Here is a 12,813-nt window from a genome sequence, read left to right on the forward strand (position 1 = left end):
CTATTGCGAGTGCCGACACATGAAGGGCTCGTGACCACAACCATCAACATCAACGCCTACAGCGACGCACTGGTGGTCCTCGGGACCGCCGGCGTCGTGGTGCCAATTGTCCGCCATTGGGGCATCAATCCCGTGCTGGGCTATCTCGGCGCCGGCGCCATTCTCGGTCCGCTCGGGCTCGGCTCGCTGGTTCGCGAAATCCCGTTCCTGTACTGGTTTACGGTGACGGACGCGCAGAACGTCGAGGGTATCGCCAATCTCGGCATCGTCTTCCTGCTCTTCCTGATCGGCCTCGAGCTGTCTTTCCGGCGGCTCGTCACGATGCGGCGCCTGGTGTTCGGGCTCGGTGGCCTGCAGGTGCTGGTGACGTCCGCGATGATTTCCGGCGTGGCGCTTCTCTCCGGGCAGAGCTCCGATATGGCCGTCGTCCTCGGCGCCAGTCTTGCGCTGTCCTCTACCGCGATCGTGCTCGAGCTTCTATCCGGTGAGAAGCGGCTTGCGACCACGACCGGGCGCGCCAGCTTCGCGGTGCTGATTGCCCAGGATCTCGCGGTCGTTCCCATTCTGGTTTTCGTCTCGGTGCTCGGCGCAGACAGCGGCGGCTCCGTCCTGGCGCACATCTCCAGCGCGATCCTGAAGGCCGCGCTGGCGGTCACCGTCCTCATCCTGCTCGGACGGCTGCTGATGCGTCCGCTGTTCCAGATGGTTGCGGGTACCCATTCGACCGAGTTGTTTGTCGCCGCAACCCTGTTCGTCATCGTCGGCGCAGGATTGGCCGCGCACCAGGCCGGCCTGTCGATGGCGCTCGGAGCCTTCGTTGCAGGACTGATGCTGGCGGAAACGGAGTATGGCAAAGCCATCGAGGCCACCGTCGAGCCGTTCAAGGGGCTGCTGCTCGGCATCTTCTTCTTCACCGTCGGCATGGCCATCGACTTTCGCGTGTTCCTGCGCGAGCCCGGCTGGCTGCTGGCCGCCGTTGTCGGTATTCTCGTCGGCAAGGCGATCGTGCTCATCGCCCTCGGCCGCCTCTTCAGGCTGTCATGGTCCGCGGCGATCGAGATCGGATTCCTGCTCAGTCCAGTCGGCGAATTCGCCTTCGTCAGCATCGGAATGGCCGCGGCCGGAGGCCTGATCGAGCCCCGCGTGTCGAGCTTCGCCGTGGCCGTCACCGCCGTGACGATGGCGCTGACGCCGCTTCTGGGCATGCTTGGCCGACGATTGGCCGCGAGGCTGAGCAGCGAGCGCACGCCCGATCCTGAACTGGCGGTTCGCCCGCCCGGCGACCGGGCGCAGGCGATCGTGATCGGCTATGGCCGCGTTGGCAAGGTGGTCTGTTCGCTGCTGACAGGCCACGGCCTGAACTACATCGCGGTCGATCACGAGGCGGTCGCCGTGGCACGCGACCGTCGCGACGGCCACAAGGTCTATTTCGGCGATGCGACGGAGCCGGGCTTCCTCGAAGCTTGCGGCCTGATGCAGACGACCGGCGTGATCATCACCATCCAGTCGCGGCCGGCGATCGATGCCGTCGTCGAGCGGATCCGCGCGGTGCGCCCGGACGTGCTGATCGTCTCACGTGCGCGGGACGCCGAGCACGCCCGCCACCTCTACGCGATCGGCGCAACCGATGCGGTGCCGGAAACCATCGAAGCGAGCCTGCAGCTCTCGGAAGCCGCGCTGGTCGGCCTCGGCGTTGCGGTCGGGCATGCGATCGCCTCCGTGCATGAGAAGCGGGACGAGTTCAGGCTGACGCTGCAACAGGCCGCGCGCAAGGCAGACCCGGAGATATCCCGCCCATCCGCCATCGCAGGCCGCCACGATCGGCGGCATTGATCTGGCAAGACCGCGGCGCGCAGACTACATAGGGGCCATGTCAAACCCGCCGCTCCAGCACTTCATCGACCGGCACGAAAGACTGTTCGTGCTGACCGGCGCCGGCTGCAGCACCAATTCGGGCATTCCTGATTATCGCGACAGCCATGGCAATTGGAAGCGGACCCAGCCGGTCAACTTCCAGTCTTTCATGTCGGACGAGCAGACACGGCGGCGCTATTGGGCACGCAGCCTGATCGGCTGGCGGCGGTTCGGCCAGGCCAAGCCGAACGACGCGCATCATGCGCTGGCCCGGCTCGAGGCGAACGGGCGGTGCGGGATGCTGCTGACCCAGAATGTCGACCGGCTGCATCAATCCGCCGGCCACCGGCAGGTGATCGACCTGCACGGCCGGCTCGATCTGGTCCGCTGCATGGGCTGCGGCCGCAAGACGCCGCGGAGCGAATTCCAGGATGCGCTCGGCCGCGCCAACGCGCAATGGCTGACGCTCGATGCGGCCGATGCTCCCGATGGTGACGCCGATCTGGAGCACGAGGATTTCTCGTCCTTCCAGGTGCCCCCCTGCGAAGCCTGCGGCAGCATCCTCAAGCCCGACGTCGTGTTTTTCGGTGAGAACGTGCCGCGCGAAATCGTCGCCACCGCGCAGGATCATCTGGCGCAGGCCGACGCCATGCTGATCGTCGGCTCGTCGCTGATGGTCTATTCCGGCTTCCGCTTCGTACAGGCTGCAGCGCAGCGCAACATTCCGATCGCGGCAGTCAATCTCGGCCGCACCCGCGCCGATGATCTCTTGACGCTCAAGGTCGAGGAGCGCTGCGAGACGGCGCTTGCATTCCTGCTCTGATCTCACGCGCGGCGAACACGCCTTGCCTATTGCATAGGTGCCGCGCAGAATAGCGGGCGCGCGTTCCTGCATGCCTCATGGCACGGGAATTGCTGCGTTTTCGCTCGCAATCTTTGACGACCAGCACGGAGAATTTGGAATGCTTGAGGGAGCCGAGGTGCGGCTTGCCGTCGATATCGGTGGGACGTTCACGGATATCGTGCTGGACGTGGGTCACGACCGCAAGACGCGCAAGCTGCTGACGACGCCGCAGCGGCCCGAGCAGGCGGTGCTCGACGGCATGCGTCTCATTCTCGCCGACGCGCGTGCCCATATCAGCGACATCGATGTCTTCATTCACGGCACCACGCTGGCGACCAACGCGATCATCGAGCGCCGCGGTGCCAAGACCGCGTTGATCGCGACCGAAGGCTTTCGCGACGTGCTCGATATCGGCACCGAGAGCCGCTACGACCAGTACGATCTCAGCATCGACAAGCCGAGGCCCCTGGCGCCGCGCAGCCTGCGTTTTACCGTACCCGAGCGGGTCGACGCCCACGGCGCCGTCCGCCTGGCGCTTGACGAAGCGTCAGTGCGCGCACTCGCGCCGAAGCTGCGCGAGCTCGGCGTCGAGAGCGTCGCGATCGCCTTCCTGCACTCCTACGCCAATCCCGAGCACGAGCGCCGCGCGGCCGCGATCATCAGCGAGGAGATGCCCGGCGTCTCCGTGACCGTGTCCTCCGCCGTCTGTCCCGAGATCCGCGAGTATGAGCGCACATCGACTGCGGTCGCAAATGCCTATGTGCAACCCCTGATCGACGGCTATCTTGCCCGCATGGCCGATGCCTTGCAGGTCGAGCAGTTCCGCGGCGCGATCTACCTCGTCACCTCCGGTGGCGGCGTCACGTCGATCGAGACCGCGCGGCGCTTTCCGGTGCGCCTCGTCGAATCCGGCCCGGCCGGCGGCGCGATCTTCGCGGCGCAGATCGCGGCAAGGCTTGGCGAGAGCAAGGTTCTGTCCTTCGACATGGGCGGCACCACCGCAAAGATCTGTCTGATCGAGAAGTACCAGCCCGAGACGTCGCGCGTGTTCGAGGTCGATCGCGCCGCGCGCTTTCTCAAGGGCTCCGGCCTGCCGGTGCGCATTCCCGTGATCGAGATGGTCGAGATCGGCGCCGGCGGCGGTTCGATCGCCCATGTCGATGCCATGAAGCGCGTCACTGTCGGCCCGGAGAGCGCTTCGTCGGAGCCTGGCCCCGCCTGTTACGGCCGTGGCGGCCAGCGTCCGGCGGTGACGGATGCGGATGTTGCGCTGGGCATGATCGATCCCGACGCGTTCGCGGCCGGCACCATCAAGCTCGACCCCGAGCTTTCGAAGCAGGCGCTGCTGCGCGATGTCGGCGAGCCGCTCGGCCTGTCCGCGGAAACTGCGGCCTATGCGGTGCACGAGGTCGTCTGCGAGAACATGGCGAGTGCGGCGCGCGTCCATGCGGTCGAGCGCGGCGAGATCGTCGGCCAGCACACGTTGATCGCCTTCGGCGGTGCTGCGCCGCTGCATGCGGCGCGTGTCGCCGAGAAGATCGGCGTCTCCCGGGTGATCGTGCCGTCGAATGCCGGCGTCGGCTCGGCCGTCGGCTTCCTCGCCGCGCCGATCGCCTATGAGCTGGTGCGCAGCCGCCATGTCCGGCTCGACGATTTCGACACCGAGGCGGTCTCCGAGCTATTGCAGGACATGGTGACCGAAGCGCGCGCGCTGGTCGAGCCTGGCGCGGCGGGTGCGCCGGTGCGCGAACGTCGGGCCGCCTTCATGCGCTATGTCGGTCAAGGCCATGAGATCTCCGTCGAGCTGCCGAACCGGCGGCTGACGGCGGCCGATCTCGCCGGCCTGCGCCGGAAGTTCGGGGCCGATTATGCGGCGATGTTCGAGCGGTCGATTCCGGGCGCCGCCATCGAGGTGCTGAGCTGGTCGGTGCTCGCGACCACGGAGGCGCGCAATCCGTCCGCGGTCGCAGCCGTCGCGCGCAAGCCGGCGGGCAAGGCCGTCGGCAGCCGGAAGTTCTTCGACGGCCGGGCAGGCGCGGTGATCGAGATTCCGCTCTATCGCCGCGAGGACATGGCGCCGGGTGCGACCATCGCAGGTCCGGCCGTGATCGCGGAGGACGAGACCTCCACCTTCGTCTCCACCAATTTTGACGCCCATATCGACGGTGCCGGCAGCATCGTCATGGAACGAAAGGCGGCCTGATCATGAGCAAGGCAAATGGCGCGAGCCTGATCGACCTTCAGATCATGTGGCACCGGCTGATCGCCGTGGTCGAGGAGCAGGCGCAGGTGCTGCTCCGCACCGCCTTCAGCCCGATCGTGCGCGAATGCGGCGACCTCTCGGCCGGCGTGTTCGATCTCCAGGGCCGCATGCTGGCGCAGGCGGTGACCGGCACGCCCGGCCACGTCAACTCGATGGCGGAATCGGTCAAGCACTTCATCGTCCACTTTCCGATCGAGACGATGAAGGAGGGCGATGCCTATATCACCAACGATCCCTGGATGGGGACCGGCCATCTCAACGACTTCGTCGTCACCACGCCCTGCTTCAAGGACGGCAAGCCGGTGGCGCTGTTCTCCTGCACCAGCCATCTCATGGACATCGGCGGCATCGGCTTCGGCCCCGACGCCACCGACGTGTTCATGGAAGGGCTCTACATTCCCATGCTGAAGCTGATCGACCAGGGCGTCGTCAACGAAACGCTGATGGCGATGATCCGCACCAACACGCGGCTGCCGATCGACACCGAGGGCGACACCTATTCGCTCGCCGGCTGCAACGACGTCGGCTGCGAGCGCCTTGTCGAGATGATGACCGAGTTCGGCATCGACACGCTCGACGAGCTCGGCGACTATATCTGCGATCGCTCGCGCGAGGCCGTGCTGGCCGAGATCGCCAAGCTGCCGAAGGGCAGCTGGCGCAACACCATGGTGGTCGATGGCTATGATGCCCCGGTGACGCTGGCGGCGACGCTGACGATCTCGGATGCGGGGATCCACGTCGATTTCGACGGCACGTCCGCGGCCTCGAAGTTCGGCATCAACGTGCCGTTGTCCTACACCACCGCCTACACCGTGTTCGGCCTCGGCTGCGTGGTCGCCTCGCAGATTCCGAACAATGCCGGCTCGCTTTCGCCGCTGACGGTGTCGGCGCCGGCGGGTGCGATCCTCAATGCGCCGAAGCCCGCGCCGGTCGCCTCGCGCCACATCATCGGCCAGATGCTGCCCGACGTGGTGTTCGGCTGCCTGCGCCAGATCATTCCGGAGCGCGTGCCGGCGGAAGGCACTTCGTGCCTGTGGAATCTCAACGTCCGCGGCCAGACGCGCAGCGGCGTCGGCGGCAATTACGGGTTCTCGATGGCGGTGACCTCCAATGGCGGCACCGGTGCGCGCTTCGGCAAGGACGGCCTGTCGGCGACCGCTTATCCCAGCGGCGTGCGCGGCACCCCGGTCGAGATCGCGGAGACGCAGACGCCGCTGATCTTCTGGCGCAAGGAGCTGCGGCCGGATTCCGGCGGGGCAGGGCGCACCCGCGGCGGTCTCGGCCAGATCATCGAGGTCGGCAGCGGCGTCGACGCGCCGTTCGACATCCTGGCGGCATTCGACCGCATCGATCATCCGCCGCGCGGCCGCGATGGCGGCAAGAACGGCGAGGCCGGCTATGTCGGCCTCAAGTCCGGCAAGAAGCTGCGTGGCAAGGGCTTCCAGCAGGTGCCGCCGGACGACCGGCTGGTGGTGCTGACGCCCGGCGGCGCCGGCATCGGCGATCCCGCGACGCGCGAGCGTGCGGCGGTCAAGGACGATATCGAAAGCGGGCTGGTGTCCGCCGCGAATGCGGCTGCAGTTTATGGGTACACGCGCTGACGTGTCAGCGCGCTTGGATCAACGGAGGGGTGCAATGATCACGCGACGGAACTTCACCGCGGGCGCAGCGACGCTGCTCGCAGCAGGTCATATCTCGACCCGTGCGCGGGCGGCGACGACGAGCTGGGACATGTCGACGGTCTGGCCCGACGGCAATTTCCATACCCAGAACGCGATGGCCTTCGCGGAGGAGGTGAAGAAGCAGACGGGCGGCGCGGTCGCGATCACCGTGAAAGCCGGCGGCCAGCTCGGCTTCAAGGGGCCCGAGCATTTGCGTGCCGTGCGCGACGGCCTGGTGCCGCTCGCCGACGTCCTCAACATCCAGCAGGTCGGCGACGAGCCCTTCATGGGCGTCGAGAGCATCCCGTTCCTGTGCGGCTCGGTGGACGAGCTCAAGGTGCTGCACAAATACGTGCGGCCCGAATACGAGAAGATCGCCGCGCGCAACAACCAGAAGATCCTCTACATCGTGCCGTGGCCGACGCAATATCTGCACCTCAAGGCCAAGGTCACCGACGTCGAGGGCCTGAAGAACATCAAGATCCGCGTGCCCGACAAGAATGCGGTCGAGATGCTGAATGCGATCGGCATGGCGGCGGTGATGATCCCCTGGGGCGAAACCATTCCCGCGCTGGCCTCCGGCGCGGTCGCCGGCGTCTCCACCTCGTCGGTGTCGGGCGTCGACGGCAAGTTCTGGGAATTCCTCAAATACGTCTACCCGACCAACCACGTCTGGTCGTCGCAGATGCTCACCGTCAACCTCGAATCCTGGAAGGCGCTTCCCGCCGATCAGCAGAAGCTCGTCGCGGACATCGCCGCGAAGATGGAGCCGGGCTTCTGGGCGAACTCGCTCAAGGCCGACGTCGACAGCCTCAACCGTCTCAAGGAGGGCGGCATGGAGGTGGTGCCGGTCTCGAACGCGATGATGACGGACATCCGCGCCAAGACCGCGCCGCAGCTCGATGCCTTCCTCAAGCGCGTGCCGGCGGCCGACAAGCCGGTGCGGGCCTATCTCGCCGACATGAAGCGCGGCTGAGGGCGGAGACGTGGTGAGCGTTTCGTCCGAAGCACCGCAGAGCCTCAACGCAGCGGCACCAGCGCCGCTGCGCATCCTGCTCGACGGCATCGACCGTCTCGGCCGGCTCGACGGCTGGATCGGCGGCTTCTGCCTGCTGATGCTGACCCTGCTGATGCTGTGCGAGGTCGCAACCCGCTTCCTGTCGAACTTCCTGCCGTTCTTCCCGCCCAGCATCTCGATCGCGTGGGAATATTCGTCTTATCTGATGGCGGCGTCGTTCACCTTCGGCGCGGCCATGACGCTACGTGTCGGCGGCCATATCCGCGTCGTGCTGCTGCTGAAGAACGCACCGGTTCCGGTGCAGCGCGCGCTCGAGATTCTCTCGGCGGCGGCCGGCTTCGCCTTCATGGCGTTCCTGACCTCGGCCATGGCGAAGTTTGCCTTTGCCGCCTACACGCGCGGCCAGGTCTCGACTTCCAGCGATACGCCGCTGTGGTTTCCGGAAGCCGTCGTCACCTTCGGCATGCTGCTGCTCACGCTCCAGTTCCTGGCGCGCGCGATCCAGGCCGCGCTTGGCCTGCCGCTGGAGGATCACCGCATGAAGGCCTCGCCCGTCGAATGACCGCCTTGCCCGCAGCCGGATTCAAGCTCGCATGACCATCGAAGTCGTTGCCCTGTTCGCGATGCTGTTTGCGCTGCTGGCGTGCGGCGTCTGGATCGGCCTGACGCTTGCGCTCACCGCGACGCTGCTGCTCGCGATGTTCCGTTCGATCCCGCTCGACAAGCTGCTGCCGCAATACGCCTGGAACATCCTGACCACGCAGGAGCTGCTGGCGCTGCCGCTGTTCATCCTGATGGGCGAATTGCTGTTTCGCACCCGCCTGTCGCGCTCGCTGTTCCAGGGGTTGGCGCCCTGGGCCGGCCTGCTGCCGGGCCGCCTGCTGCATGTCAACGTGATCGGCTGCACCATCTTTGCGGCGATCTCCGGCTCGTCGGCCGCGACCACGCAGGTGATCGGCCGCATGTCGCTCAACGAGCTGCTGCGCCGCGGCTATTCGCGCGACATCGCGATCGGCTCGCTCGCCGGCGCCGGCACGCTCGGCTTCCTGATTCCGCCGTCCAACATCATGATCATCTACGGCGTGCTCGGCGACGTCTCGATCCTGAAGCTGTTCACGGCCGGTGTGCTGCCGGGCTTCCTGCTCGCCGCCACCTTCATGGCCTGGGTGATGCTGCACACGAGCCTCAATCGCACGATGGTGCCGGAGACCGAGGCCAAGCTTTCGCAGGTGCCCTGGAGCGAGCGCTTCGCGGCGTTGAAGGATCTCGCGCCGGCGCTGTTCCTGATCGCCTGCGTGCTCGGCTCGATGTATGGCGGGCTCGCCACGCCGTCGGAAGCCGCCGCCGTCGGCGTGCTCGGCGCGGCGCTGGTGGCCTGGGCGCAGGGCGCGATGTCGCAGCAGGTGATGCGCGACGTGCTGATCGGCTCGGTCGTCACCTGCTCGATGATCGCGCTGATCGTGCTGGGGGCCTCGATCCTCGGCAATGCCGCGGCCTTCCTCGGCATCCCGCAGGCGGTCGCCGCCTTCGTCAAGGGGCTCGGCCTGTCGCCGTTCATGCTGATCGTGGTGCTGATCGTCTTCTATCTCGTTCTCGGCTGCTTCCTCGACGGTTTCTCGATGATCGTGATGACGCTGCCGATCGTGCTGCCGATCGTCAAGGGTGCCGGCTTCGACGAGGTCTGGTTCGGCGTGTTCCTGGTGCTCGCCGTCGAGATGGCGCAGATCACGCCGCCGGTCGGCTTCAACCTGTTCGTGATCCAGGGCCTGACCGACGACGGCCTCGGCTACATCGCGCGCGTCACGATGCCGTACCTGATGATCATGATCGGCTTCGTGCTGCTGCTGACGCTGTGGCCCGGCATCGTCACGATCCTGCCGCGGGTGCTGTACGGGTAACTCCTCCACCCCCTTCGGGAGAGGTGGAAAGCCGACCCTGCGGGGCGTCAGCGCTCGAGAACCCCGCCCACTATCCGTTGTGGTGCCCGACGGGCGAAACACGCCAGTGCTGGGTCCAGAGCGAGCGGCAAAAATATTCGAATTTACAGAAGTTCGGTTTTGCCGTACAAGCCGGAACATCCCGCCCGCCACAAGGGGCGTTTCGCGATCGTCACGAGACGCGGGCCGGGATGCGGTGGCCGCGACGGCGTCGGCGCGCGATGGGGCTTGCAGGGCGGGAAACCGTGAGCAGCGACAGGCGCGATACGACACGGCGCTGACAGCGTCCTTTGTTCGGTTTCGGCAGTGAGCGCACGCCAGCTGTCGGGCACGCGGACGGGGATGTGCGCGGACGGAAAAGTCGTGTGGTCCTGACGCCCGGGGTTCTGGCGTCAAGTCATGTGGTGATGCTCGCGGCCCAACCGGGCACGCACATCAGCCATCTGCATGGCGACGGGGGCAATAGTGCAACGCTCCCCGAGGAGAGCACGAAGGACACCGTGAAAACCATCGCGCAGGGAAGGCCGGGCGACCGGCATCACCTGTCGTCCACCCCGTGCGCGTTCTCTCGCACACGCGGGACTTCGGGTGCCAGCCGGCGCCCGGCCTTCCCTGCGCCCTTGCTTTCGAAGAGGGCGGAAGCGGACAGCAATGCTCGGGCGAAACAAGCCGCGAGGATGAGCAGCCATGTCCATCGCCATAAATCGGTCTCGTGCCCCGGACGCAGCGCAGCGTCCCTTCGACGGTGCGCTGCCCACGATCATACCGCGGGCGCCAACTGCGAGTGCGAACCAGAAGCGCCGCCGAGCGATGCGATCAAAAGCTGCCGGCGCGCGACTGCGAACGCGCGTGACTTTGCGAGACGGGCCTTGACCATCCAGCGGTTGCTGCCGTTCTGCGGTCTCCCGCATTGGATGCGCTTTTGCCGAAAATAATCTATTGCAGCATCATTTCACCGTGCGATCGGTTCGGGAAATTTAGGCAAATTAAATCTTCGGAGCCTACTTGACGTTTACAGGTTCGATTTTTGCGAATGCCATTTGGAGGCTCCCATGCGGACCAATCTTCCGGTCACGGCCATCGAATATCCAGTTACCGACGATACCCTCATCGTTTCTCACACCGATACGAAAGGGAAGCTGACCTACTTCAACGATCAGTTCGTCGAAGCCTCCGGATTTTCTGAAGCCGAGTTGATGGGGCAGCCTCACAACATTATCCGCCATCCGGATATGCCGCCGGTGGCCTTCGAAAATCTGTGGGCCACGCTTGAGCAAGGCAAGCCATGGTCGGGCGCCGTGAAGAACCGGCGCAAGAACGGCGACTTCTACTGGGTGTTGGCGACCGCCTCTCCCATTCGGCAGGACGGACAGATCGTCGGATACAGCTCCATCCGCACCAAGCTGCCCGCCGACCAGCGCGCCGAGGCGGAGCAGGTGTATGCGATGATCCGCGAGAACAAGCCGCACGATTACAGGCTGGATGCCGGCATGCTTCGCCGGCGTTCCCTTCTCGATCGATTGGCCATCTTCACCGGCACACTCAACGCGCGCCTGGTTACGCTCGTCACCATCCTCTCGCTGTTTCTGCTGGCGATCGGCGTCATGGGCCTGCAGGGCACGCGGCAGAGCAATTCGCGGCTGAAATCGATCTACGAAGACCGTGCGGTGCCGCTGGCCCAGCTCTTTGAGATCAATGACCGGATGAGAGACAACACGGTGCTGCTGTTCGAGGCGGCCGCCAACGGGCGGGCCGGAAAGCCGGTCGAGGAGATTGCAGCCAAGGTCAATGCCAACTTGGAGAAGGTCGGAAAGTCCTGGGCTGAATACATGGCGACCTATCTGACGCCGGAAGAAAAGAGCGTTGCCGACAGCTTCACGCCCAAGCGCGTGAATTACGTCGAGCAAGGCCTGAAGCCGGCGCTGACGCTCTCGGCCGAGCGCAAGTATGATGAGCTCGCTATTCTGCTGGCCGGGCGGGCGCGCGAACTGTACCAGGCGGCGAGGGCCGACCTCGACAGGCTTGTGGCGATCCAGGTCAAGGAAGCCAAGGCGGAATACGATGTGGCCGAGTACGAATATGGCTGGCTGGTCGGCGCTGCGCTTGCGCTGCTGGTAGCGAGCATTGCCATCGGCGGGCTCGTCAGCCGGCAAACCATCCGTGCCATCGTCCGCCCGCTTCAACGCCTGAACGATGCCATGCTCAGCATCAACCAGGGTAAGCTCGACAACCGCATCGTCGTCGAGCGAGACGACGAGCTCGGCGTGGCTCTTCGAAATCTGCAGACGTTGCAGGCCAGCGTTCGTTTTGATCGCGACGAGCTGAAGGCGACCGAGAGGCGGGCGGCGGCCCAGCGCAAGATAGAGATGAACAAGCTTGCCGGCAGTTTCGAAAGCGCGGTGGGCGAGATCATCGAGACCGTCTCGTCGGCCTCGACGGAGCTGGAGGCTTCGGCGAACACGCTGACCTCGACCGCTGAGCGCGGAGAGAAGCTCGCAACGATGGTTGCGACGGCTTCCGAGGAGGCCTCCACCAACGTGCAATCCGTCGCGAGCGCGACGGAGGAGCTGTCGTCCTCCGTCAACGAGATCGGCCGGCAGGTCCAGGAATCCGCGCGGATGGCCAATGAAGCAGTCGAGCAGGCGCGCCTCACCGATCAGAAGGTCGGCGAGCTTTCCAAGGCTGCGGCGCGGATCGGCGACGTCGTCGAGCTCATCACCACGATCGCGGGCCAGACCAACCTGCTCGCCTTGAACGCGACGATCGAGGCCGCGCGGGCCGGCGAAGCCGGCCGTGGCTTTGCCGTGGTCGCTTCCGAGGTCAAGGCCCTGGCCGAGCAGACCGCCAAGGCCACCGGCGAGATCTCCCAGCAGATTTCCGGCATTCAGGGCGCGACCCAGGACTCGGTCAACGCCATCAAGACGATCGGAAGCACGATCAAGTCCTTGTCGGAGATCTCGTCGACCATCGCTGCGGCGGTCGAGGAGCAGGGCGCCGCGACCCAGGAGATTGCGCGCAACGTCCAGCAGGCTGCACAAGGCACGCACCAGGTCTCGTCGAACATCGCCGACGTCCAGCGCGGGGCGACCGAAACCGGCTCGGCCTCCACGCAGGTGCTCAGCGCGGCGCAAGCGCTTTCAACCGACAGCAATCGGTTGCGAACGGAGGTCGGCCGCTTTCTCGACAGCGTTCGGGCCGCTTGAACGAATGCAGCTCTTCCTGGTCGCTGGGAAAAA

Annotated in this window: 8 protein-coding genes; all 8 read left to right on the forward strand. The window is 65.8% G+C overall.

Going from position 1 to position 12,813, the window contains the following annotated elements; translation table 11 throughout:
• Positions 1 to 30 precede the first annotated feature (30 nt).
• The 8 genes from DCM79_RS24470 (at position 31) to DCM79_RS24505 (ending at position 12,780) form a co-directional block, all read left to right on the forward strand.
• The gene (locus DCM79_RS24470; protein ID WP_257176715.1) at positions 31 to 1,833 is read left to right on the forward strand and encodes a cation:proton antiporter; all 1,803 of its coding nucleotides are present in this window, start codon (positions 31 to 33) and stop codon (positions 1,831 to 1,833) included.
• 37 nt (positions 1,834 to 1,870) lie between these two features.
• Positions 1,871 to 2,677 (forward strand): NAD-dependent protein deacetylase, encoded by an 807-nt coding sequence (locus tag DCM79_RS24475; RefSeq protein WP_257176716.1) that lies wholly within the window; start codon positions 1,871 to 1,873, stop codon positions 2,675 to 2,677.
• Between the two features lie 139 nt (positions 2,678 to 2,816).
• Positions 2,817 to 4,901 carry a hydantoinase/oxoprolinase family protein gene (locus tag DCM79_RS24480; protein ID WP_257176717.1) on the forward strand — a complete coding sequence of 695 codons (2,085 nt, stop codon included), beginning with the start codon at positions 2,817 to 2,819 and terminating at the stop codon, positions 4,899 to 4,901.
• Between the two features lie 2 nt (positions 4,902 to 4,903).
• Positions 4,904 to 6,562: a hydantoinase B/oxoprolinase family protein gene (locus DCM79_RS24485; RefSeq protein ID WP_257176718.1), complete on the forward strand. Its 1,659-nt coding sequence runs from the start codon at positions 4,904 to 4,906 to the stop codon at positions 6,560 to 6,562.
• Between the two features lie 34 nt (positions 6,563 to 6,596).
• Positions 6,597 to 7,598, forward strand: a complete 1,002-nt coding sequence (locus tag DCM79_RS24490) for a TRAP transporter substrate-binding protein (RefSeq protein WP_257176719.1) — start codon at positions 6,597 to 6,599, stop codon at positions 7,596 to 7,598.
• A gap of 10 nt (positions 7,599 to 7,608) precedes the next feature.
• A complete protein-coding gene (locus DCM79_RS24495) occupies positions 7,609 to 8,202 on the forward strand; it encodes a TRAP transporter small permease subunit (RefSeq protein ID WP_257176720.1) in 594 nt (197 codons plus the stop codon).
• A gap of 31 nt (positions 8,203 to 8,233) precedes the next feature.
• On the forward strand, positions 8,234 to 9,538 hold the full coding sequence (locus tag DCM79_RS24500; protein WP_257176721.1) for a TRAP transporter large permease: 1,305 nt from the start codon (positions 8,234 to 8,236) through the stop codon (positions 9,536 to 9,538).
• 1,091 nt (positions 9,539 to 10,629) lie between these two features.
• A complete protein-coding gene (locus DCM79_RS24505; protein WP_257176722.1) occupies positions 10,630 to 12,780 on the forward strand; it encodes a methyl-accepting chemotaxis protein in 2,151 nt (716 codons plus the stop codon).
• The last annotated feature ends 33 nt before the right edge of the window (positions 12,781 to 12,813 follow it).

It is taken from the genome of Bradyrhizobium sp. WBOS07, assembly GCF_024585165.1.
Taxonomy (GTDB): Bacteria; Pseudomonadota; Alphaproteobacteria; order Rhizobiales; family Xanthobacteraceae; genus Bradyrhizobium; species Bradyrhizobium japonicum_B.